The organism is Frankia sp. CgKIO3 (assembly GCF_977946435.1).
Window position 1 is genome coordinate 1 of sequence record NZ_CDWTMO010000057.1, and the last position, 21,315, is coordinate 21,315.

Below are 21,315 nucleotides of genomic sequence, written 5' to 3' on the forward strand. Positions count from 1 at the left end.
GGGGCGAAGGCAACGGCGTTGACTGTTCGCGCCACCGGAAGGAACGACAGCAGGGGCGTCAGCGCCGGCGGCCGGGGTGGGTGCCGACGACCGGCAGTTCGCCGACGGGCTTGCTCTCTCACCGCTCGACGCGCCAAGCGGACCGCGCCGCGTACGACGGCTAGTTCCGGCGAGTCGTCGATCAGGACGGGTTTGCCGAAGCATTCGGCCAGCATCGTCGTGACCAGCGGGATGCGGCTGCTTCCGCCGACCGGCACGATGACGTCGACGTCCTGCCAGCGGGTGTTGCTTCTGTTTACCGTGCGGTCACATATGGCGATCGTTTCGGCCAGCACGGGGCGCAGGTCGTCCTCCCACTCCGCGCGCCGCAGCGTGAACGGCAGCATCGGTGTCCGCTGCAGCGAGGGCAGCATTTCGGCGTACCTGTCTACCGAAGAGAGCATGTGCTTGACCTCGACGCAGCCCTCGCCGAACCGCCTGCGTTCATCCAACAACCTCTCGAAGCCCTCGTGACCGAGGTCGCCCTGTTCGGCTAACAGGCGCGCGACCGGGTCCGGGAAGCGGCGGGCGATCATCTCCCGGACCATCCGGTCGAACCGAGTGCCACCGACGTCGTCGAGGCCGCCGACGTCGAACGCGTGTAGTCCGTCAGGCCCCGCCGTGGCGATCGCGCAGTCGAACGTCCCGCCACCGAGGTCGTAGACGAGGACGGTCCGGCGTTCCGGCAGGGCGTGTCGGACGATCGCGTCCGCCGCGGCGGCGACCGGCTCCCGCTCGAGCCGGACGACTTCGGGGTCGAACCCGGCGAGTGCTGCAGCCTCCCGCATCCGGGCCTGGTTGGCTGCTTCCCACGTCACCGGGATGGTGATCACGACGGCGGCCGGGGTGCCCGGGACCTGTCGCTCCGCTTCGCGCCGAAGGAACCGCAGCACCTCGGCCGCGAGTTCGTGCGCTTCGAATGACCTGGCGCCCAGCTTCTTCGGGCTCCTGCCAAAGTCGCGCTTGAACTCGTTCCGGAACAGCTCGGCCTGGAGCAGCCGCAGGTTGGCGGCACGTTGGCCGACGACAACCTCGCCGGCGGCGTCGAGGCAGACGGCGGTCGGCATCAACATTGGCCCGGGCGCGCCGGGCGCAAGCCGTACCGGGACGGGGTCGTCCCCCTCGCCGCCCCGACCTACCATGATCGATAAGGTCGACATCCCGAAGTCGATGCCGTACACGAGTTCGTCCATTGTCGGATCCCGTCTCGACCGCAATCAACTACCACGACCGCTGGCGCAGGCCGTCGACCCGCTGCGACAGCTCGCCCAGGCGGAGCGTGGCGGCCCGGAAGTCCTCGCGCCGTCGCTTCAGAGCGTCGATCTTGGCCCGGGCGTCGCCGGCCTTGCGAACATCGTCGTGTAGCGTGCGAAGTGATCCCTCAATCGTCGCCCGGTCCGCGGCGATCCGCGTGGTGAGATCGGCGGCCATATTCACCTTGGTGTCGCTGACGACCTGGTTGAACTGCCGCAACGCCGCCTGTTGGTCTTCGGCGAGCCGCGGTGAGATCGACTCGCGCAACATCCTGGTCCGGTTGCGTCGCTCCTCTCGCTTGACCCGGCTGTGGTGATCACGCCACCCCGCCACAGCGCCCGCCAGGAACCCCGCGGTCGCGAAGTCGCGCGCGGCGTTGCCCGCCGCAGAGGTCGAGTTGGGCTCTGATCCTGGCCGGCCGTACTCCGCTCGAGGCAGGCCGTAGCCTGCCTGCCTCCAAGGGTCTAGTCCGTACCCCGATGGTGAGCTGGAGCCAGGCCAATCCTGCTGCCGGTCCTTGTGGCGTTCCACGTACCCACCGAGCCGGTTACCGAAGAACATCCCCTGCATCCCGCCCGAACCCGCCGCCCGGAGGTACCGGAACGCACGCACGACGAACCCCTCCCGGTCCTCCTCGAGCGCGTCGTCCGACAGCTTCACCTCCGATACAAACGGTTCGGAGTTCGCGACGTGTGCGTCCAGCGAAAGCTTGGTCAGCTCGCGGTATTCTTTCGTCACCTCGTCGGCGGCGCGGTTGAAGGACAATATCGCTTGCTGGTATGTGACGGTCATCGTATGAGTCGTGTCGCTCACGAGCTTGTCTGGATTCGACCGGCCTTCGTCAGTGTCTGCCTTGCCATGGAACGCCGCCCGCTCCTCGCTCAGCGATACTTCGAGCTTGCGGCGGATCGGACGGGCTTTGAAATCGACGTCCTCGGCCAAGTCCTGCCGCCATTGCGCGCCTTTCTTCGTCAGGTTGTCCGCCCGCGCCATGGCGTCTTGCAGTTTCGCTTCCATCGCCTCGACGTCGTCGGTGCCTTCGAGGCCCGCCAACTGGGTGCGGAGTATCTCGGCCACGCGGTGGATCTCGGTGGTCATCGCGTCGATCGCCTCGTCGAGCTGGGCGGCGCCGCAGGTAGCACCCAAGCCGTTCCACATCTGGTCCTCGAGTGCCGGCAGCCCTGACTTCGCGAGCATTGCCTCGTCGCTCTTGGCCAGCGCCCGCCATTTGCGGTTCGCCGACACCGGCATGACGACGACGTCGGCCTCTGCGATGTTGGTCTCCTTGGCCACTCGTTCGCGGGCTGCGGCCACGACGGGTGCCGGGTCGGGCTTTTTGTCGATCATGGTGACCGCGGTGACGACCACGGGGCAGGCGCGGTACGCGTCCTCCCGGAGAAAGCGCAGTTCGCTGGCCGACAGCGGATCGGTGGCGGTACAGACGAACAGGATCGCGTCGGCCTCGGGCAGCACCTTGACGGTGGCGTCGCGGTGCGCGGGGTTGTCGGAACCGACACCAGGTGTGTCCGCGAGCACCAGCCCCGACGAGAGGATCTCGATCGGCGCGGTCATCGCCACCCGCTGGATGTTCTTGCGGTTGTCTGGATTGGCCTGCTCGGTAACGTACTCGCGCACCTCTCCGAGCGGCACAGGGATCGCTGGTCGGTCAGCGAAATAGACCGTCGCTCCCTCGGTGTCTCCCCACTCCAGGGTCACGACGACGCAGGTCGTGACGTCCACGTCCACCGGGAACAGGCCGCTGCGTTCCACGATCGCATTGAGCAGGCTTGACTTGCCCCGCCGGAACTCGCCGCAGGTGACCACCTTGTATTGGCCCGACCGAAGCTTCTCCCATGCCCGGTCGAGCCGAGCCCGCCCGCCCTCCGACAGGTCGTCGCCGAGTAGGCCGACAACCTCCGGAAACATTGCGAGAACCTCAACGCGGAGGTCTTCCAGGTCACTCATCTTTCTCCCCGTTCGGCGCGGCTTCCCGGTCGGCAGGCCGCGGTGGCCGCCCGGCGGATCCGGCTGTCAGTGTTCGCCGCCGGGCTGGCCAGCCTCGTCGGCGTACCTGTAGACGACGACCGCCGCGGGCCGGAGGAGCTGGCCGCGCCAGGCGTAACCAGGGCGCACCGTCGCGGCGATCCATTCGGCCAGGTCCGCCTGCCCGGTAGTACGGGTGGCGACGATTTCATGTCGGTCGGGGTCGACCGGACCGTCGTCGGTGATACGGACCACGTCGCACTGGTCGAGCACCTTCGTCGCCTGCTCGCCCAACCATTCCATTATCGCGAGGTTCTCTTCGGCGGATCTCGGCTCTGGTTTGGTGAGATCAGCGAATTGCTCCACGAGAGCGATGGTCTGGTCCACGACGGGATGCGGCTCGGCCGCCCAAGCTGACTCCCACGCCCGGCTTTCCCGACCGGCGTCGGCGCCGAGTTCCACGCTGGCCCGGCCCTGGCCGGCTTCGTCTCGGCCAGCCGAGTTCTGGCCGGGTGGGTCAGCGCTGGCCGGATCGAGGCTGACGGCGCCCGCGCTATCCGCTGCGGGCTGGTCCGGTGCGCTGGCGAGGTCGGCGAGGTCGCGTTCGGCGGCCTCGAGCCGGTTTCATAGGTCGGTGGTCCGCGCGCGTTCCTCGTCGAACGCGGCCCGCGTCTCGGCAAGCTCCGCTTCGGACGCGCGCAGTGCCGCCCGCGCGCCAGCGTCTGGAAGCAGGCGTGACAGCCTAATTCGCCGGCTCATCGGTTCGTTCTCCTCGGCGGGGGCGCGATGACTGGCATCACAGCCGCGGGCATTTACAGCTCCGTCGTCTCGAGCAGGCGCCGGGCGTCGGCGACCCGGTATGATAAGCGTTCGTAGCTGGCCAGGACTGTCCTCGCCGCGTTCGCGGTCGGCAGGTCGAGCAATGGCTGCACGCACCTGCGCGCCCATGCGCCGATCCGCTCCTCGGCCCGCCGTGACATCGCCGCGGGTGACGCCTCCTCGCTCAGCCCGAGCCGGGCCGCGCAGCTGACACCGTGTTCGCCAGTCACGGTGAGCAGGTCAACCGCTTCGCTGTCCGTCAGGGTCAGGACGCCCCGGTAGTAGTCCCGCAGCGCGGCGAGTTCGCGGAAGCCGTGAACGTCGCTGCGGGTTTGCTCGACCATCGCCGCCACAGCCGTGACCTCGGGCGACGGTGACCTCCCTGACCGTCCGGCCTCGGACCGACATCGGGTGACGGCGGTCTGGACTTCGCCGAGACCCCGGTCGAGCTTAATGAGCGCCGCGCGGTTACCGAAATGATCGACGATCAGCTTGCGGAGGCGGGCCACCCCACTGTCGACGACAAGCTGTGCCCGCACCTCGGCCTCCGTCATGTCGTCCCTGAGGTGGCGACAGGCGCGTAGCACCCCCCAGACGCCGAATTCGTTAACGAGCGTCGCCCGCCGATCCGGCCGGCACGCCGACCTCGGGGAGGTCCTCGGTCGCGAATCGCCCCGCATCCTCTAGCAGGTCGCTAAGATCCTCGAGCCCAAGCTCGCGGTTGAGGTCGGCGAACACGTTGAACAGCTCGCTGCTCGCCGTCTGCGCGCCGCTCGCGACGATGCCGGCCACGGGGACGATCGTGTAGAAGTGTCGCTGCACCACCGGATCCCGCATCAGACGGTCGACGACCTGCCGGGCGCCGTCAGCCATCGGGTCGTAGGCCCATGGTGTGGGACTGCCGGGAAGGCCGGGCCCCGGCGGCCAGTACCGTTCGTCGCAGCGGCTCAGGACGCCAAACGCCTTGAGCGGGTTGACGTCCCGGCCGTCGGCGGCGCTCTCGCCCGCCGAGAAACGGTCCACGGCGATTAGGTCGATTTCGCCGACCCCGCCACTGAACAGGAAGACGACGGCGTCGGCGCGGTCGACCTCGGCCGTGCTGTCGGCGTGCACGGCGCTTGCATCCCGGCCGGTCGCGCGTAGCACGTCGGTGACCTGGTCGGCGACCACCGGGTCTGTGATGCCGAGGTACCGCGCCGCGTTCGCGGAGTCGACACCGTGCAGACTCGCCAGACCTGGCGTGTCGACCAGCCGGAACGACCGGAGCAACTCGATCGGTGCACCGAACTCGATCTTGCGGATGTCGCGGAGCAGATGAAGGTCCGCCGCGGCGGTGACACTCAGCTTCGCCAACTGGTCAGCCGGGTAATCGACCACAGTGTTGTCGATTAGATGGATCCGCACGGAACGAGTCGGCGCGTGACCTAGCTCGACGACGTTGAAGGTCAATTCGAGCTGGCCGGTCGGCGCGACCTTCTCGCCGACGACGGTCGACTTGCCGCGCTTGATCTGGCCGGCGACGGCGACGCGCATCGGTTCCCGCTGGCGGTCGGCGCATCGCACCAACGCCTGGGCCAGCTCGAACGTCGCCCGGTCATCGACAGGCAGGATGCTCGCGACTGAGCGGAACCGCTCGACGACGGCGGCGTTGGCCGCGGTCACGGCGGCGGTGCTTGCCCCGGTTCCTGCGTTCATTGCTGCCTGCTGCACGGTTCCCCCCGTTGACATCACGATTCTAGGTGAACGATGCTGCGTGGCGTGTCGGACCCCTGTGCCCAGAAAGAGCGGAACGTGTTGGAAAGATGACTATCAGATCATGACTCGCCATGATGCACGTCCGTCCCACTGGGCATGCGGCACTGACATGGCACGTTCCGGTCGGCCCTGTGCCGGCGTGAGCGTGGCGCACTCTGCCAGCATGGGCCTGGTCGTGCTCCCTTCCCGAGTGCGGCCAACAACGCACCGGCCTGGCTGGGAGTCACCAACGGCACTCTGTGAGGAGTCACGCCAGCGGCGGACAGGCTTCTGATCAGGCCAGCAGGTGGACCAGGCTGGTGCCCATGACAGCGACGGACGCGTCGTCGGGAGGGCACACGAACGCGGCCGGATCTCCTGCGAGTCACGTCGAGCCACAGGCCTCAACCTGACGGTCCTCATTCAGGAGCACCGACGCGACACTCACAGATCTCATAATCCGCAGGGTGACCGCGACACCCCCTGACTGAGCCGCCGCGATCTCGCCGTCCGACGGGCCGGCGCTGCATGAGCCTCAGAAAACGGACATGTGCAACCCGGGGGTGGTACCGATCGTCCTCACCCACGCCCGAGCCCTACTCGCCAGCACCCCCGAGGGCCGCACCGCCTACCTCGACGCGGATCTGCGCGACCCGGAGCGCATTCTGGCCGCCCCGGAACTGCGCGACACCCTCGATCTCACCCAGCCGATCGCCCTGTCCCTGATCGCGATCTTCCACTTCATCCCCGACTCCGACGACCCGCACGGCATTCTCCGTCGCTTCGTCGACGTGCTTCCGTCCGGCAGCTACCTCGTTCTCACCCACGGCACCGGCGACTTCGACCCCACGTTGCTGGTGGCGGCCGAGGCCTACCGGCAACGGAGGATTTCCACCCAGCTACGCAGCCGCGCCGAGGTCGAGCGTCTGTTCACCGGGCTGGAGCTGGTCGACCCGGGGGTGGAGGTGGCACACCGCTGGCGGCCCGATGACACCGTGCCCGCTGACCTGACCAACGCCCAGGTCAGCTGCTACGGCGCCATCGGGCGGAAAGCGTAGCCGGGCCGGCTCGCGCTTCGGGAATGGTCAGGCACGGTGGATCAGGATGTCGCCGTCGCCGGTACGGGCGCGCACCTCGACGGTCTCGTCGGTGGGCGCGGGGGCGTGGATGGCGGTCAGTTCGCTGTGCACACCGCCGCGTCCCGAGCGGACGTCCAGCAGGGCGGCGATACCTTTCCGTACTCCCACTTCGAGCCGGCCGGAACCGGATACGAGCGCGACTGCGCCGCGCACCACTTCGCCGATCCGCACGCTGCCCGAGGCGGTCCTGGCCTCGACCCCCGCCAGCGCGCGGTCGACGGTGATGGCACCGGCGGCAGTGATCAGCCGCGCGTTCCCCGTCACCTCACCGATGGTGACGCCCCCGTTGGCCGTCTTGACTACCGCCGAGCCATCGATCTCGCGGATCCGGATCATGCCGTTCGAGGTCTTGATCTCGGCGTGCCCGGTCGTGCGGCCCACGGACACGTTCCCGTCGGCGGTCCCCAGCCGGAGCCTGCCGGTCTGGTCAAGGTCAATGTCGCCGGTGGCGGTGTGGAAGCTGGAATCGCCCAGGCGGCCCGTGCTCTGGATGTTGGTCATCGAGCTCGCGTCGACCCGCGAACCGGTGGGCAGCTCGACTGTCACGGTGACGGAGCCGTCCGGCCCGGACAGCGAGCGGGCCTTCTTCCTGGGTGCTCTGAGGTGAAGCTTCCCTTCGTCGTACTCGATGAGGGTCTCTCGCGCCGTCTGAACGTCGGTGTCGTGCGACGGGTCGCTCGGGCGTACCTCCACGACCGTGTCGGCGCGGTCGCTCGCGTTGATCCGGACGTGGCCGGTCCCGAGTTCGATGACGGCGAGGATCGGCTCGGGGGTGCGGAAAGTCGGCATGATGATCTCCTTGTGGCGTCGTCAGCCCGGGCGTGGCTTGCCCGGGCGCGGTGAACGCTGGCGCGGTGAACGCGGTGAACGCTGGCGTGGCTAGCGCACCCAGCCGCTGTAACGCCGCCCCAGCTGCTGGCCTGCGTGCGGACCGGTGCGCCGTCCCGCGGCACCAGGGTCGAGCGCGGCGGAGACGGCGTGCACCAGCCAGGCGTTGACGGACAGTCCTTCGTGCTCGGCCGCTTCATCGATGCGCGGTTTGAGACGCTCGGGGACGCGTAGCGTGATCCGCGAGGTACGTCCCTCGTCGTCTTCTGGAGCGGCGGACGGTTGCCTGACCACAGCGGCCTTGAAGTCGTCCGCCCCCGAGTGGTCGGTCGGCGGTGGCGTCACGACAAAATCAGGGTCTCGCCCACGCAGGCGTACCTCGACCGAGCCCGGCGCCAACTCTCGGGTGATCTCGTCGGCGGCGGCCGACAGCGCCTCCAGCAGGGCGAGCCTGACGGCCGAGTCCAGGGGCAGAGTGAGCCGCTCGGCCAGCGCGCGGGCGTTCTCACCCCCGGCTTCCGCGGCTGCCGCGAGTTCCCGGCGGAGGTTCTCGACATACGGCGCAAGGTCCATGACGTCATAATGGCACCAAGTTGACGTCATGTGCAAGCTCTGGCAGTCAGTAGGACGTCACAGCTGCCGTCGCGGCTGTCGTCGCCTCGGCTGCCCGGCCGGTACGGCTGCCGGCGGGGCGGTCGCGAACCCTCGTTGCGTGCGACGACTACGAAAAGTAGCGATCGTCGGGGTGCTCTCGTCACCGTCGCAGGCCTCGGCGATAGTGGGGCGATCCGCCCGGTGGCGGCGGTGATGCAGACGGGGGTGGATGTGCCGGGCGACGCGCACGGCGTCAGGATGCAGCCACCGCGGGCCACGGATCCGGGGTCACTGGGCCGGCACCGGGTGCTGGGCAGGCTCGGTGCCGGCGGGATGGGTGTAGTCTACCTGGCCGAGGGTCCCCTCGGCCAGGTAGCGGTCAAGTTGATCCGACCGGAGTACGCCGACGATCCGCAGTTCCGGGCGCGATTCCATCGCAAGGTCCAGGCGTGTTTCCGGGTCGGCGGTGCCCACACCGCCCGGCTCGTCGACTTCGAGCTGGAGGCCGAACGTCCATGGCTGGCCACCGAGTTCGTCGACGCCCCGGACCTCGCCGCCCAGGTCGCGGCGGCCGGCCCCCTACCCACCGGGGAGCAGATCATCCTGGCGGCCGGGCTCGCCGAGGAGTTGGCGTCCATCCACGCGGCCGGCCTGATCCACCGCGATCTCAAACCGTCCAATGTGCTGTGGACCGCGGACGGGCCGAAGGTCATCGACTTCGGGATCGCCGCGGCGGCCGAGGCGCGCCCGCTGACCGCGGTGGGCGGAGTCGTCGGCACGCCCGGGTGGCTCTCGCCGGAGCAGGCCACGGGCGGGGAGGTCACCGCCGCCAGCGACGTGTTCGGCTGGGGGGCACTGGTCTGCTTCGCCGCCACCGGCCAGCCGCCGTTCGGCAGCGGCTCCGCCGACGCGGTGGCGTCGCGGATCGCGGCTGCCGAGTTCCAGATCGACTCCGACCGGCTCGCTCCAGAGCTGCACGCGCCCGTCCGCGAGGCACTCGACCGCCAGCCGCCGCAACGGCCTACCGCGCTCAACCTGTGCAAGCGGCTCGTCGGTCACGCCCGGGGGGGCGCAGATCCCAGTGACGCGCATCCTTCCCGACGCAGCCCGGACACCCACCCCACCGGCTGCACCGCAGATCCCGGGTTCGCCGCAGACCCCGGCACCCGAGCCGCGGGCACGCCGTCGCCGTCGCTGGCTGCTGGTGGGCGCCGGCACCGTCGTGGTCCTCGCGCTCGCGGGGGCGCTCGCCACCGTGCTGGTGGCCGGGGGCAACAACTCGAGCGCGGACAACTCGACGAGTAGCCGGCAGTCCTTCACCGCCGACGCGCCGTGGCGTCTCGCGATCATCGACCAGATCGAAGGCACCGACAACGGGTGCACGATCATCGTGACCAGCGACAGCACCGGCGAGCAGCAGACGATCAAGGAGGTCTACGGTGCGAAGACCTTCCAGGTACCGCTTGTCGGCGGCTTCCACTGGCAGGCCAACGACCCCGGGTGCTCGGTGACGGCCCGCTCCGGATCGGGGACGGCCGTCCTACCCTTCGCCCAGCAGGCCGGCACCGGCGACACCGACGCGTTCGAGGTCCCCTCGGGCCTTGTCCGGGTCGAGGTCGTGGACTTCGCCGGCTCGGACGACTGCGGGCTGCAGCTCCACGACGCCGCCGACGGCCGGGAGATCAGCTTCGGCACCGCGGCCCGCGGCGGTCCGCCGTTGCTGCTGGACCCGAGCGGACGCACCCAGGTCTACCTGGCCAACCTCACCTGCGGTGTCCGGGTGTCGGCCGCCCCGGGCTGAGCGGGTTCTGTTCCCCGCTGCCCGGCACAGCGACGTAACGGGCGGTGGCCTCGCGGTCCGGATAACCACGGATGATCCAGGCACCACCCTTCGCGGTGCAGTCGTCCGGGCCGGGCAGCGTCGTCCTGCCCTGCCGCCGCCACGCCTCGAACAGCACGCGGATCACCTCGCCGTGCGTGCACAGCACCGCGTCCCCGCTGTCGTCCTGGGTGAGCACGGCGAGCAGGTCGAACGGCGAGGCGCCGACCGCGAGGGCCGAACACCGTTGCACCGGCAGGCCCCGGTCGGCCGCCACCGGCTCGACGGTCTGCTCGCAGCGGACGTACGGGCTGGTGAGAATCCGCGCCAGCGGAATCGGCCGGAGGAGGTCCACTACCGCCCGCGCCTCGCGCTGGCCGCGCCGGCTGAGCGGACGGTGTTCGTCGCGCCCCTGCCACGTGTGTTTCTCGCCGGCATGGGCGTGCCGGAGAAGGATGAAGTCGACCACGTCCGCTCCTCCTATCGACGCGTAGCTCGGATCCTGTCGTCGAACTCCGGCGATCCGCGATCGCTCGCCCTCCGGTCGAAACCCTCTCTGATCATCTACATCGTCCTGCATGCCGGGCAGGGCCGACCCCGATACCGTAGCGGCCCGTACCGACCGGGCGGCCGTAAGGCCGCTCGTGCCACCGCGGTCCGCACGTCGACGGAGGCGGACTGGCCGAGGTCGTCACCGTTGCGCGCGGCTGATGGTTACGGCCGACTGTTCGTGCGCCAGGTTCATCAAAGTGCCATCTGGGCGACCACGGCGGGTAACACGTGGTCCGTTCATTGGTCGGCTGTTCCCGGTTGGCTTTATGGGCGCTCCTTCGGCGAGGGTCGTCGCCGCTGCGCTGGAGGACTTGTGGACCGTCGTCGCGTGCTCGCGGGGATCGTCGCAGCGCCTTTCGCCGCCGTCCCTCTCCTCGCCCCGGTAGCCGCGTCAGTCGCCCCGGCGGGCGCCCTCGGCTCCGGCGGTGGCCAGAGCGCCGCCCGACACTGGTGATCGGGCATCGAGGAGCGTCCGGCTACCGTCCGGAGCGCACCCTGGCCTCCTACGAACTGGCCGCCCGGTTGGGTGCCGACTTCGTCGAGCCGGACCTCGTGCCCACCAGGGACGGCGTCCTGGTCTGCCGGCACGAACCGGAGATCGGCGGAACCACCGACGTCGCCGCGCATCCCGAGTTCGCCGCCCGCAGGACGACGAAGATTCTCGACGGCGTCGCGACCACCGGCTGGTTAACCGAGGACTTCACCCTGGCCGAACTGAAGACGCTGCGCGCCAAGGAACGGCTGCCCGAGGTCCGCCCGCAGAACACCAGGTACGACGGCCAGTTCGAGATCCCGACGTTCACCGAACTGCTTGATCTACGCGCCCGGCTGTCCCGGGAACTCGGCCGCGAGATCGGCGTCTACCCGGAGACCAAGCACCCGACCTATTTCGCCAAGGCCGGCCTGCCCCTGGAGCGGCGGCTGCTGGACATCCTGGTCCGGTACGGCCTGAACCACCGGGGCGCGCCGGTGTACGTCCAGTCCTTTGAGACCACGAATCTCTGCGAGCTGCGTACACTCGGCCTGCGCACGGCCTCGGTACAGCTGCTGTCCGCCACGGGCGCGCCGTTCGACCTCGTCAATGCCGGCGACCCGCGGACGTACCAGGATCTGTCGACGCTGGCCGGGCTGTGGCAGATCGCCCGCTACGCGAACGGCATCGGCCCGGACAAGCTTCAGGTCATCCCCCGGGCCGGGGACGGGACGCTGGGTACCCCGACCTCCCTGGTCACCGACGCCCACGCCGCCGGGTTGGTGGTACATCCGTACACCTTCCGCGCGGAGAACACCTTCCTCCCGAAGGACTACCAGGTGGGCACCAGCCCCAGCGACCTCGGCCGGGCCGTCGACGAACAGGTCGCCTATCTCAAGACGGGCATCGACGGGCTGTTCACCGACCAGGCCGATATCGGTGTCCGCGCCCGGGCCGTCGCCGCCGGCCTCCCGAACCCCGGACCCCCGCCGGCCGACCACCACCCCACTCACTGACCCGCCGGCAGGTCCGCCTCGACATCGGACAGCCGGTTAACCGAGGGTCGGAAGCACCCGTTCGAAGAATTCGTGGTGACCGGCGAACGTGAGCTCCAGCCGGGTGAACTCGTGTGGCGTCACCCAGCGGGCGTCGCTCACCTCGCCCGGGTCGAGGATCAGTTCCTCGTCGGATCCGACCTCGGCGGTCCACCAGTGCAGCTGGTAGCTGCCGTCGTCGGTGTCGCATTCCCAGACCTTCGCAAGGGGGGTGACCGCCAGCCCCACCTCCTCGCGGACCTCGCGAACCAGCGCCGCCGCCTGGCTCTCGCCGGGCTCGATCCGGCCGCTCAGCGGAGCCCAGTAGCCCGGTCTCTGCGCCTGCGGCCCACGCCGGATGACCAGTACGCGACCGGCCCTCAGCAGCACCGCGACCACGGCCTGCCGTTTGCCCACCGCTGCCGTCACGGGAACCAGTGTAGGGAGGAGGCCGACGTCGCGACGGAAAAGTGTGGAGGGTTGGGCACGGTCCGCCAGGCCAGGTCCGGGGATGCACCGTCACCGTGGCCACCCCGTCCTCCGCCGTGGCCAGGAGCAGCCCGTCGCCGCCGGGGAGTTCCACGTCCGGAACGTTCTCCCGGTCTCTACCTCCCACAGCCGGGTCATCGTGTCTTCCGCCCCGACCGGGCGCCACCGTGGAGCAAACAGCCCACCGGTGGTGTCACCGGCCCGTCCGGCACCACTCCCCACCGGGTTGCCGTGCACGAGGTGCGGCCGATCGTCCATGTCACCCGTACAAGCAGGTCTTCCACCAGGATCGGGAGTTCCATCACCGGCTCCCCGGCCCGGGCATGCGCCCACCGGTGGGCCTTGTCGAACTCCGCCCGCGGAAAGCTGGTGATCAGTGCGCCGTCGCCGTCCAGGACCAGCAACGGCCATCCCCCGCCGGTCACAGGATCACCACCGGATCATCCGGCCGGTGCAGCGGCGCGGCAGCACGGTCGGCCTCGACGCAGGCGTGCACCACCTCGCCGTCCTCTCCACCGGCGAGCAGGTCGCCAACCCGAAGCCGCTCGCCTGCTCGCTGCGCAGGCTGCGGCGCGCGTCGCGGGCCTACGCCCGGTTGAAGCCGGGAAGCGCTGGCCGACACCAGCGGGCCGCGCACCTCGCGAAGATCCACGCTCGGGTGGCGAACCAGCGCCGCGACGGGCTTCACAAGCTCACGACCCGACTCGCGACGTCCCACGATGTGATCGTGGTGGAGGATCTGCACGTCGCCGGGATGGTCCGCAACCGGCGCCTCGCCCGCGCCGTGTCCGACACCGGCCTGGCCGAGATCCGCAGGCAGCTCGCCTACAAGACCATCTGGTACGGGTCGCGGCTGGTCGTCGCGGACCGCTGGTATCCAAGCTCGAAGACCTGCTCCGGCTGTGGCTGGCGAAACCCAAGCCTGACCCTGGCCGACCGCACCTTTCACTGCCAGTCCTGCGGGCTGGCGATCGACCGCGACGCCAACGCCGCGGTCAACCTGCATAACCTCGTCGACCGCCAGTACATTGGCGACGTTAAAACTGCCCGTGGAGTCGACCGTAAGACCCCGCCTGCGGGGCCGGTGGCTGTGAAGCGGGAACCCGGCACCGCGCCAGCAGGTCAGACTGGGGGTGCCTCACCGAGAGGCGAGGCGGCATGAACAGCGCTATCCAGCTCTCTCATGTAACGGTGATTCCCCCTCGGGCGATGAGCTGGGCGGCGATGACGTTGCGTTGGATCTCGTTGGTGCCTTCGCCGATGATCATGAGTGGGGCGTCGCGGAAGTAGCGTTCGACGTCGAACTCGGTGGAGTAGCCGTAGCCGCCGTGCACCCGGACCGCGTTGAGCGCGATCTCCATCGCGGTTTCCGAGGCGAACAGCTTGGCCATCCCGGCTTCCAGGTCGCATCGCTCGCCGGCGTCGTAGCGGTCGGCGGCCAGGAGGACGAGCTGGCGGGCAGCGGTGTACTTGGTGGCCATGTCGGCGAGATAGTTGCCGATGGACTGGTGTTTCCAAATCGGCTTGCCGAAGGCCTCGCGTTCCTGGGCGTAACGCAGCGCGTCGTCCAGCGCGACGCGGGCGACACCGAGGGCGCGGGCGGCGACCTGAATCCGGCCGATCTCCAGGCCCTTCATAATCTGCGCGAATCCGCGGCCTTCCTCGCCGCCGAGCAGCGCATCGACGGGGGCATGGTAGTCATCGAAGGACAGTTCACAGCTTTCGACGCCCTTGTAGCCGAGTTTTGGCAGGTCTTTGGACACGGTGAACCCGTCGCCGGGTTCGACCAGCAGGATGCTGATGCCCTTGTGCCTGGGCTCGGCTTTCGGATCGGTCCTGCACAGCAGCGCGATCAGCTGGGAGCGGCGGGCGTTGGTGATCCACGTCTTCGACCCGTTGACCACGTAGTGCTCACCGGCGCGGCGGGCGCTGGTAGTGAGGGCCTGCAGGTCGGAACCGCCGCCGGGTTCGGTCAACGCCATCGTGGCGCGGATCTCACCGCTGGCCAGTGCGGGCAGATAACGCTGCTTCTGCTGCTCGGTGCCGAAGGTGAGGATGAGCGTGGAGACGACGGTGTGGCCACCCATCGCGCCGGCCAGGCTCATCCAGCCGCGGGCGAGCTGCTCGGTGACCTGGACGTAGCAGGGGGTGGAGACGGCAACCTCGCCGTAGGGTTCCGGAATGGCCAGGCCGAAGATGCCGAGCTTTTTCATCTGCTCGATGAGCTTCTCGGGATAGTCGTTGGCGTGTTCCAGGTCCCGGGCGACCGGGCGGACCTCCCGGTCGACGAAGTCGTGCACGGTGTCGACGATGGCTTGTTCTTCCGCGGTCAGGGTACTCACGCTGGGTCCTCTTTGAATGGGGGGCCGGGGGTCGGCGGAGGTCAGATGACGCCGTCGGCACGGAGCGCGGCGATGGCGGTATCGGTGCGGCCCAGGCTGCGCAGGATGGCGTCGGTGTGTTCGCCGAGGGCGGGAACGGGGTTCATCACCGGGTCCAGGTCGGTGAGGGTGGCCGGGGGCAGGAGGGCGCCGATGTCGCCGCCGGGGGTGGCGACGGTGCGCCACCGGTCGCGGCCAGTCAAGACGGGGTGGTCGAGGAAGTGGGCGACGGAGTTCAGCCGGGCGTTGGCGATACCGGCTTTGGCCAGCAACGCCAGCACTGTGCCGGTGTCGAGCGTGGCGAATCGGTCCGCGATCACGCCGTTGAGGGCGTCGCGGTGGGCGACGCGCGCGGAGTTGGTCGCGAAGCGGTGGTCCTCGGCCAGGGCCGGGTCGTCGAGCACGATCCGGCAGAAGGCGTGCCATTCGCGTTCGTTCTGGATGGCCAGCAGCACCGTCTGGTCCTCGGCGGTGGTGAACGGGCCGTAGGGGGCGATGGTGGCGTGCTGAGCGCCGACCCGTGCCGGTTGCCGCCCGCCGTACCGGGTGTAGTAGGCCGGTGAACCCATCCACTCGGCGAGGGCCTCGAACAACGATACCTCGACCGCGGAGACCGCCCCCGTGGTGGCGCGCCGGTAGAGGGCAGTGAGGATGCCGGTGTAGGCGTACATGCCGGCGGCGATGTCGGCGACCGAGATCCCGGCCTTCGCCATCTGGTCCGGGCTACCGGTCAGCGACACGAGGCCGGTCTCGCACTGCACGAGCAGGTCGTAGGCTTTCCGGTCGGCCCAGGGCCCGTCGGTGCCGTAGCCGGAGATCGTGCAGGGGATCACCCGAGGGTGCCGGTCGGCCAGGGACGAGGCGTCGAGGCCGAGGCGAGCGGCGGCGCCGGGGCCGAGGTTCTGCACCAGCACGTCGGCCTCGGCCAGCAGCTCCTCCAGAACCGCGCGCCCCTCGGTGGTCTTCACGTCCAGGGTAAGGGATTCCTTGGAGCGGTTGAGCCACACGAAGTAGCTCGACTGGCCGTGCACCGACACGTCGTAGCGGCGGGCGAAGTCGCCGCCGTCGGGCCGTTCGATCTTGATGACCCGCGCGCCGAAATCAGCCAGCTGGCGGGTGGCGAACGGGGCCGCGACGGCCTGCTCCAGGCTGACCACGGTCACCCCGGCCAACGGCAGCGGGACGTGCGGCGAGGGGGAGCGCTGCGAGGAGGATCGCGGCGCGGCGCCCGGCGTCGCGCCCGACTCGGGGCGGTGCTGCTGGTGCTCGGTTATGTGGTGCTCGGTCACGTCAGGCCGCTCCTTTGGCCAGGCAGGTGGTCTGCCAGCAGCGTCGCGGCACGCGCCCAGTCCAGTCCGGTCAGCAGCGTGGGAACGTCGGGGCCACAGTCGGCGATCTTAGCGCGCAGATCCTGATCCGAAGGTGGCCGCCCGGGCGACCCGGGTGGCAGCCGCTGGCTCACCGAGTACCGGGCGCCACCGCTGAGGGTGAGCGTGATGTCGATGCGGCCGGAGAGCAGCCCGTCACCGCCGGGGGTCTCGGTGACGGCTACGAGCTGGAGCAGACGCTGGGCTTCGGGTCGGGTCACGGCGAGGTCGGTGAAGCTCCCGAAGCCGGGATGAGGGTCCAGCAGCGCGGCGGCGATGGCATATTCCAGGCTGAACTTCCCCTGCAGCCCGGTGCGGGGCCGATGGTGGATCAGCGGCTGTACTGCGCCCGCGGGTGTGCTCACCTCGATCGCGGTGATGCCCGAGGCGACGGCGTCGGCAGGCAGGTGCTCACGCAGCGCGCTGATCGGGCGTTGCAGTGCGTAGCAGCAGGGAAAAATCTTGATCGCCAGCCCGCCGGGCACCGCCGGGCCGGTCACGTCGATGTGGTCCGGGTCGCCGCCGACCAGGCGTAGCCATGCGTCCAGCGCGGTCGGATCCGCGGTAGCGCCGACGGCGGCCAGCCTCGCCGCCCGAACTCCCGCGTCGGCGGCGAAGCCGACCTGCAGGGACTTGCCGGCGGAACCGAATGCCCGCTGCACCCCGCCGGCCGCGGGAACTGAGAGCGCGATCACCGTGGCGATCTGCTCGGTCGACAGGCCCAGCGCCACCGACGCGGACACGGCGGCGGCCGGCGCCCCGGCCGTACAGGTGGCGTGCTAGTCGCCGGCATAGTGCGACCAGCCCAGCGCCGCCCCGAGCCGCGCCATCATCCCGGCTCCCGCCAGGTAGGCGCGGGCGTCCCCGCCGACGGCCAGCGTCGCGGGGACGCACACCACGCTGATGTGGGTGGTGGACTCCAGGTGCAGGTCGTCGAAATCCAGGACGTGCCCGACCGCCGCCCAGCGCGCCGCGTCCGGCAACCCGGCCGACAGCGCCACCAGATCGTCCTGCCGGGCGGCGAGCGTGACAGCCATCGTGTCGAGCAGTGAGCGCTACGCCAGGTCGAGGTCCGCGGCACTCGGCACATAGTCGTGCGCCCACCGGGCCAACGTCTCGGCGGTCGATTCCATCCACAACTCCCGACTCTCGCCAGCGCGGGGCCACACCTGGATCGCCCGTGTTTCACACCTGGGTCGCCCGCGCCTGGGTCGCCCGTGCCCGCAGCGCACCTGCCCGCCCGAAAGATAATGTATGGCCAATAGTGATCGGTAACAGGCAGTGGCGACAGGCAGGGAGGAGCCGAGCGGTGGGCGGCGGCAGGTCGACGGCGGGGGCTGCCAGCCCGCTCGTCCCGGCGCAGGGTCCGTACTTCGAGTACCTGGCGGTCGGGCACGTGTTCGACGCCGCGCCGTCGGTCACGTTGAGCAGCGGGCACGCGGCGATGCACCAGGCGATCGTGGGCGATCGGCTGCGGCTGCCCCTGGACGACGGCTTGGCTCGCGCCGTGGCCGGGCGGTGGCCGGTTGCTCATCCCGCGTTGGTGTGGGATATCGCGATCGGGCAGTCGACGCTGGCGACGCAGCACGTGCGGGCCAACCTGTTCTACCGGGGTTTCGTGTTCCGCCGGTTCCCGGCGATCGCCGACACGTTGTCCACCACCACGGAGGTCGTCGGGTTGCGGCAGAACCGGCCCAGGCCGGGGCGCCGTCCGACCGGGCTGGCGGTCCTGCGGGTCCGTACGGTGGATCAGCAGCTACGACCGGTGCTGGATTTCTGGCGCTGCGCGATGCTGCCCCTGGCCGACCCTGACACGGACACCGGTCACCACGATGACCTCGACGAGGTCGGTGTACACCCTTCTCCGGCGGACTTCGTGGCCGCGGTCGAGCCGTGGCGGCTCGACGTCTTCCGCGAGCAGGTGCGCGGCGGCGAGCATTTCGCCGATATCGCGGTCGGCCGCCGCTGGCGGGTGGTTGGCGCCGACGTGGTGTCCTCGGCGCCTGAACTGGCCCGGCTCACGCTCAACATCGCCACCGTGCATCACGACGAGATCGCCGCGGGCGGGCGGCGTCTGGTGTATGGCGGGCACACCATCGGCCTGGCGCTGGCCCAGGTCTGCCGTGCGCTGCCCAACATCGTCACGGTCGCCGGCTGGGACGGGTGCGATCATACCGGCCCGGTCTACGAGGGTGACTCGCTGAGCAGCACGGTCACCGTGGAGTCCACCCAGGCACTCGCTGCCGGGGGTGGGCTCGCGTGGTTGCGGGTCGAGGTCGAGGCCCAGGCAGGGCCGGCCGGACAGCCGCGGTCGGTCCTGCTGTGGCGGTGCGCGGTGGTTCTGGCTTGACGCCCGCCGAACCGGGGCTGATGGCTACGATGCGCCTGGCCTGAGGCGCCGGTACAGGTACGACGACCCTGCGGGCCGGGGCTTCCGGATGTTGGCCCGGGGGGACCTGTGGGCCTACTTTCCCGGCCGTGGACGAACCAGCAGGCCCGTCGAGGTCGTTAGGAAGGGCGGGAAGGCGCGGGCCTGGCAGAGTGGATGACCACGGGGCCCGGCAGAGGAGAACATCGATGAGGATTGCGGAAGACATCACGCAACTGATCGGCAACACGCCGCTGGTCCGATTGCGTCGCGTCACGGACGGGGTGGGAGCCCAGGTCGTGGCCAAACTGGAGTCCTTCAACCCGGCGCACAGCGTGAAGGACCGCCTCGGGGTGGCCCTGATCGACGCCGTGGAGCGGGCGGGGCTGATCGGGCCGGACACCGTCATCCTCGAACCTACCAGCGGGAACACCGGCATCGCCCTGGCCATGGTGTGCGCCGCCCGCGGGTACCGCTGCGTCCTGACGATGCCCGAGACGATGAGCACCGAGCGGCGGATGCTGCTGCGGGCCCTCGGTGCGGAGCTCGTGCTCACCCCCGGTGCCGAGGGCATGCCCGGCGCCATCGCGAAGGCGGAGGAACTCGCGAAGAACGACGAGCGGTACCTCATCCCGCAGCAGTTCGAGAACCCGGCCAACCCGGCGATCCACCGCGCCACGACCGCCGAGGAGATCTGGCGCGACACCGACGGGCAGATCGATGTGCTCGTCGCCGGGGTCGGCACCGGCGGGACCATCACCGGCGTCGCCCAGGTCATCAAGGAGCGCAGGCCCGAGGCGCGGTTCGTCGCCGTGGAGCCGTCGGCGTCGCCGGTGCTCTCGGGCGGCGTGAAGGGACCGCACCCGATCCAGGGCATCGGTGCCGGGTTCGTCCCGCCGGTCCTGGAGACCGGCCTCGTCGACGAGATCATCCAGGTCGATGGTGAGGACGCCTTCGACCTGGCCCGCCGGCTGGCCCGGGAGGAGGGACTCCTAGTGGGCATCTCCTCGGGCGCGGCGGTGTCGGCGGCGCTGCAGGTGGCCCGCCGCCCGGAGACCGCCGGGAAGCTGGTCGTCGTCGTGCTTCCGGACTTCGGCGAGCGCTACCTGAGCACACCGCTGTTCACCGGGTTCGGGTGACCGACTGTGCTCTCGACGCTGCGCCATGACCTGCGCACGGTGAAGGAGCGGGATCCGGCCGCCCGCTCCACCCTCGAGATCGCCCTGTGCTATCCCGGCGTGCACGCAGTCTGGGGCCACCGGATCAGCCACTGGCTGTGGACCCGTGACCTGCGGCTGCCCGGGCGCGTGGTTGCCACGCTCACCCGCATGCTCACCGGGGTCGAGATCCACCCCGCCGCCACGCTCGGCCCCGGCGTCTTCATCGACCACGCCACCGGCGTGGTCATCGGGGAGACCGCCGAGGTCGGCGCCGACGTCACGATCTACCACGGGGTTACCCTCGGCGGCACCAGCCTGGAACCGGCCAAGCGGCACCCCACCATCGGCGACCGGGTGATCATCGGTGCCGGTGCCAAGGTTCTCGGCAACATCACCGTCGGCTCGGACAGCCGCATCGGGGCCAACGCCGTCGTCGTGCGGCCCGTGCCGCCCGGCTCGGTGGTCGTCGGCGTCCCCGGCCAGGTCATCACCCCCAGCCGCCCCCGGCCGGCCACCGCTCTGCCCGGTCAGGACGACGTGCTCCCCGACCTCGTCGGCGTCAGCCTGAAGTCCCTGCTCACCCGGGTCGACCAGCTGGAGGCGGCGTTCGACGGGAACACCGGGAACAACGGGAACACCGACGGCCGCGCCGACGGGCGGGTCGCCGCCCATCCCACGATCCGCCCGCCCCAGGCCGGTGTGTGGTACGGCGAGGACTTCTCCATCTGATCAACAACCTTCATCGGCGACCTGATCGGTGACACCCCTGGCTCGACCGGTGCCCCTGGGGATCCGGTCGAGCCAGGATTTGCCGGCAAAGCATGCGTCGCCATGACCACTTGATTCCGCCAGGCCACCGAGAGAATCGCTGGCGATCGGGATCGAGCGCTCCTATTTTTGATCACATAACGTAGTGATCTATCATGGATTAGCCATCATGGCGAGGCCCTGGTCTGATGCTGCGTCCCACGTAGGAGTTGAAGCACATGGTGAGGTCGTTCGGGGGGTCGGCATCGCCGCTTCGGGCGGCACGGCTGGCGATAAACGCCACCCAGGAGCAGATCGTCGCGGCGCTGGATGCCAGATCATCGTCGGGTTCGTCCGGGGTGACCCCGAGCATGCTCAGCGGCTGGGAGCTGGGAAGACGCACGACGAGCCCCCGCTACCGGAAGATGCTGTGCGATCTGTTCAGAGAATCGCCGGATGTGCTGTTCGCCCATCAGGACGCGGCGTCCACCGGCCTGGATGGTGAGATGGCGCTTGTCATGGGGCATTCCTGGCAG

Annotated in this window: 24 protein-coding genes and 1 pseudogene; 9 read left to right on the forward strand and 16 right to left on the reverse strand. The window is 69.7% G+C overall.

Annotated features, from left to right (window positions below; translation table 11 throughout):
- The 6 genes from AC08OJ_RS08900 to AC08OJ_RS08925 all read right to left on the reverse strand — a co-directional run.
- Nucleotides 1-1,232 (reverse strand): Hsp70 family protein (locus AC08OJ_RS08900; RefSeq protein WP_476593086.1); only part of this gene is annotated, 1,232 nt, incomplete at its 3' end.
- Between the two features lie 28 nt (nucleotides 1,233-1,260).
- Nucleotides 1,261-3,117 carry a dynamin family protein gene (locus tag AC08OJ_RS08905; RefSeq protein ID WP_476595482.1) on the reverse strand — a complete coding sequence of 619 codons (1,857 nt, stop codon included), beginning with the start codon at nucleotides 3,115-3,117 and terminating at the stop codon, nucleotides 1,261-1,263.
- Between the two features lie 207 nt (nucleotides 3,118-3,324).
- Nucleotides 3,325-3,642 (reverse strand): nucleotide exchange factor GrpE, encoded by a 318-nt coding sequence (grpE, locus tag AC08OJ_RS08910; RefSeq protein WP_476595483.1) that lies wholly within the window; start codon nucleotides 3,640-3,642, stop codon nucleotides 3,325-3,327.
- A gap of 258 nt (nucleotides 3,643-3,900) precedes the next feature.
- Nucleotides 3,901-4,035: a hypothetical protein gene (locus tag AC08OJ_RS08915; protein WP_476593083.1), complete on the reverse strand. Its 135-nt coding sequence runs from the start codon at nucleotides 4,033-4,035 to the stop codon at nucleotides 3,901-3,903.
- Nucleotides 4,036-4,088: 53 nt separating this feature from the next.
- Nucleotides 4,089-4,649: a hypothetical protein gene (locus AC08OJ_RS08920; RefSeq protein WP_476593082.1), complete on the reverse strand. Its 561-nt coding sequence runs from the start codon at nucleotides 4,647-4,649 to the stop codon at nucleotides 4,089-4,091.
- A gap of 52 nt (nucleotides 4,650-4,701) precedes the next feature.
- Nucleotides 4,702-5,790, reverse strand: coding sequence for a hypothetical protein (locus AC08OJ_RS08925; protein ID WP_476595484.1), 1,089 nt, complete (start codon nucleotides 5,788-5,790; stop codon nucleotides 4,702-4,704).
- A 587-nt stretch (nucleotides 5,791-6,377) separates the two neighbouring features.
- Here AC08OJ_RS08925 and AC08OJ_RS08930 point away from each other — a divergent pair.
- Nucleotides 6,378-6,887, forward strand: a complete 510-nt coding sequence (locus AC08OJ_RS08930; RefSeq protein WP_476593080.1) for an SAM-dependent methyltransferase — start codon at nucleotides 6,378-6,380, stop codon at nucleotides 6,885-6,887.
- A 27-nt stretch (nucleotides 6,888-6,914) separates the two neighbouring features.
- On the opposite strand, the gene AC08OJ_RS08935 is transcribed toward AC08OJ_RS08930, so the two are convergent.
- Nucleotides 6,915-7,757 carry a DUF4097 family beta strand repeat-containing protein gene (locus AC08OJ_RS08935; RefSeq protein ID WP_476595485.1) on the reverse strand — a complete coding sequence of 281 codons (843 nt, stop codon included), beginning with the start codon at nucleotides 7,755-7,757 and terminating at the stop codon, nucleotides 6,915-6,917.
- 90 nt (nucleotides 7,758-7,847) lie between these two features.
- A complete protein-coding gene (locus AC08OJ_RS08940; protein WP_476593078.1) occupies nucleotides 7,848-8,369 on the reverse strand; it encodes a toxin-antitoxin system HicB family antitoxin in 522 nt (173 codons plus the stop codon).
- A gap of 222 nt (nucleotides 8,370-8,591) precedes the next feature.
- On the opposite strand from AC08OJ_RS08940, the gene AC08OJ_RS08945 reads away from it, so the two are divergent.
- Both AC08OJ_RS08945 and AC08OJ_RS08950 read left to right on the forward strand, forming a co-directional pair.
- Nucleotides 8,592-9,695, forward strand: a complete 1,104-nt coding sequence (locus tag AC08OJ_RS08945) for a serine/threonine-protein kinase (protein ID WP_476595486.1) — start codon at nucleotides 8,592-8,594, stop codon at nucleotides 9,693-9,695.
- Entirely contained in the window at nucleotides 9,595-10,191 is a 597-nt protein-coding gene (locus AC08OJ_RS08950) for a hypothetical protein (RefSeq protein WP_476593076.1), read from the forward strand. The genes AC08OJ_RS08945 and AC08OJ_RS08950 overlap by 101 nt, the downstream gene beginning before the upstream one ends.
- Here AC08OJ_RS08950 and AC08OJ_RS08955 read toward each other — a convergent pair.
- Nucleotides 10,154-10,678, reverse strand: a complete 525-nt coding sequence (locus tag AC08OJ_RS08955) for a SixA phosphatase family protein (protein ID WP_476593075.1) — start codon at nucleotides 10,676-10,678, stop codon at nucleotides 10,154-10,156. The genes AC08OJ_RS08950 and AC08OJ_RS08955 overlap by 38 nt on opposite strands.
- Before the next feature lie 533 nt (nucleotides 10,679-11,211).
- Here AC08OJ_RS08955 and AC08OJ_RS08960 point away from each other — a divergent pair.
- Nucleotides 11,212-12,249 (forward strand): glycerophosphodiester phosphodiesterase, encoded by a 1,038-nt coding sequence (locus AC08OJ_RS08960; protein WP_476595487.1) that lies wholly within the window; start codon nucleotides 11,212-11,214, stop codon nucleotides 12,247-12,249.
- Nucleotides 12,250-12,285: 36 nt separating this feature from the next.
- Here the strand turns inward: AC08OJ_RS08960 and AC08OJ_RS08965 are convergent, their stop codons facing one another.
- On the reverse strand, nucleotides 12,286-12,696 hold the full coding sequence (locus AC08OJ_RS08965; RefSeq protein WP_476593073.1) for an NUDIX hydrolase: 411 nt from the start codon (nucleotides 12,694-12,696) through the stop codon (nucleotides 12,286-12,288).
- A gap of 194 nt (nucleotides 12,697-12,890) precedes the next feature.
- Nucleotides 12,891-13,181 (reverse strand): hypothetical protein, encoded by a 291-nt coding sequence (locus AC08OJ_RS08970; protein ID WP_476595488.1) that lies wholly within the window; start codon nucleotides 13,179-13,181, stop codon nucleotides 12,891-12,893.
- A gap of 26 nt (nucleotides 13,182-13,207) precedes the next feature.
- On the opposite strand from AC08OJ_RS08970, the gene AC08OJ_RS08975 reads away from it, so the two are divergent.
- The gene (locus AC08OJ_RS08975) at nucleotides 13,208-13,918 is read left to right on the forward strand and encodes an RNA-guided endonuclease InsQ/TnpB family protein (protein WP_476595489.1); all 711 of its coding nucleotides are present in this window, start codon (nucleotides 13,208-13,210) and stop codon (nucleotides 13,916-13,918) included.
- A 19-nt stretch (nucleotides 13,919-13,937) separates the two neighbouring features.
- Here AC08OJ_RS08975 and AC08OJ_RS08980 read toward each other — a convergent pair whose 3' ends face one another.
- The 5 genes and pseudogenes from AC08OJ_RS08980 to AC08OJ_RS09000 all read right to left on the reverse strand — a co-directional run bounded on the left by AC08OJ_RS08980 (nucleotide 13,938) and on the right by AC08OJ_RS09000 (nucleotide 17,541).
- Nucleotides 13,938-15,098: an acyl-CoA dehydrogenase family protein gene (locus AC08OJ_RS08980; protein ID WP_476595490.1), complete on the reverse strand. Its 1,161-nt coding sequence runs from the start codon at nucleotides 15,096-15,098 to the stop codon at nucleotides 13,938-13,940.
- Between the two features lie 41 nt (nucleotides 15,099-15,139).
- Nucleotides 15,140-16,426, reverse strand: a complete 1,287-nt coding sequence (locus tag AC08OJ_RS08985; protein WP_476595491.1) for a CaiB/BaiF CoA transferase family protein — start codon at nucleotides 16,424-16,426, stop codon at nucleotides 15,140-15,142.
- The gene (locus AC08OJ_RS08990) at nucleotides 16,423-17,004 is read right to left on the reverse strand and encodes an MmgE/PrpD family protein (RefSeq protein WP_476595494.1); all 582 of its coding nucleotides are present in this window, start codon (nucleotides 17,002-17,004) and stop codon (nucleotides 16,423-16,425) included. The genes AC08OJ_RS08985 and AC08OJ_RS08990 overlap by 4 nt, the downstream gene beginning before the upstream one ends.
- A gap of 57 nt (nucleotides 17,005-17,061) precedes the next feature.
- Nucleotides 17,062-17,271 (reverse strand): annotated as a pseudogene (locus tag AC08OJ_RS08995) (MmgE/PrpD family protein); the annotation flags it as partial.
- Nucleotides 17,272-17,283: 12 nt separating this feature from the next.
- Entirely contained in the window at nucleotides 17,284-17,541 is a 258-nt protein-coding gene (locus AC08OJ_RS09000; RefSeq protein WP_476595492.1) for a hypothetical protein, read from the reverse strand.
- A 272-nt stretch (nucleotides 17,542-17,813) separates the two neighbouring features.
- On the opposite strand from AC08OJ_RS09000, the gene AC08OJ_RS09005 reads away from it, so the two are divergent.
- The 4 genes from AC08OJ_RS09005 to AC08OJ_RS09020 all read left to right on the forward strand — a co-directional run.
- Nucleotides 17,814-18,854, forward strand: a complete 1,041-nt coding sequence (locus AC08OJ_RS09005) for a MaoC family dehydratase (RefSeq protein WP_476594380.1) — start codon at nucleotides 17,814-17,816, stop codon at nucleotides 18,852-18,854.
- A gap of 227 nt (nucleotides 18,855-19,081) precedes the next feature.
- Nucleotides 19,082-20,011 carry a cysteine synthase A gene (cysK, locus tag AC08OJ_RS09010; RefSeq protein WP_476594379.1) on the forward strand — a complete coding sequence of 310 codons (930 nt, stop codon included), beginning with the start codon at nucleotides 19,082-19,084 and terminating at the stop codon, nucleotides 20,009-20,011.
- Between the two features lie 6 nt (nucleotides 20,012-20,017).
- The gene (gene cysE, locus AC08OJ_RS09015) at nucleotides 20,018-20,761 is read left to right on the forward strand and encodes a serine O-acetyltransferase (RefSeq protein WP_476594378.1); all 744 of its coding nucleotides are present in this window, start codon (nucleotides 20,018-20,020) and stop codon (nucleotides 20,759-20,761) included.
- A gap of 257 nt (nucleotides 20,762-21,018) precedes the next feature.
- The coding region (locus tag AC08OJ_RS09020; RefSeq protein ID WP_476595493.1) for a helix-turn-helix transcriptional regulator at nucleotides 21,019-21,315 on the forward strand (297 nt) is incomplete at its 3' end.

What these genes read in the sequence shown, in the direction of transcription:
- AC08OJ_RS08915 (WP_476593083.1), bottom strand. Translation starts at nt 4,035, where the DNA reads ATGAGCCGGCGAATTAGGCTGTCACGCCTGCTTCCAGACGCTGGCGCG.
- AC08OJ_RS08920 (WP_476593082.1), bottom strand. Translation starts at nt 4,649, where the DNA reads ATGACGGAGGCCGAGGTGCGGGCACAGCTTGTCGTCGACAGTGGGGTG.
- AC08OJ_RS08925 (WP_476595484.1), bottom strand. Translation starts at nt 5,790, where the DNA reads ATGAACGCAGGAACCGGGGCAAGCACCGCCGCCGTGACCGCGGCCAAC.
- AC08OJ_RS08930 (WP_476593080.1), top strand. Translation starts at nt 6,378, where the DNA reads ATGTGCAACCCGGGGGTGGTACCGATCGTCCTCACCCACGCCCGAGCC.
- AC08OJ_RS08935 (WP_476595485.1), bottom strand. Translation starts at nt 7,757, where the DNA reads ATGCCGACTTTCCGCACCCCCGAGCCGATCCTCGCCGTCATCGAACTC.
- AC08OJ_RS08940 (WP_476593078.1), bottom strand. Translation starts at nt 8,369, where the DNA reads ATGGACCTTGCGCCGTATGTCGAGAACCTCCGCCGGGAACTCGCGGCA.
- AC08OJ_RS09000 (WP_476595492.1), bottom strand. Translation starts at nt 17,541, where the DNA reads ATGGCTGTCACGCTCGCCGCCCGGCAGGACGATCTGGTGGCGCTGTCG.
- cysK (WP_476594379.1), top strand. Translation starts at nt 19,082, where the DNA reads ATGAGGATTGCGGAAGACATCACGCAACTGATCGGCAACACGCCGCTG.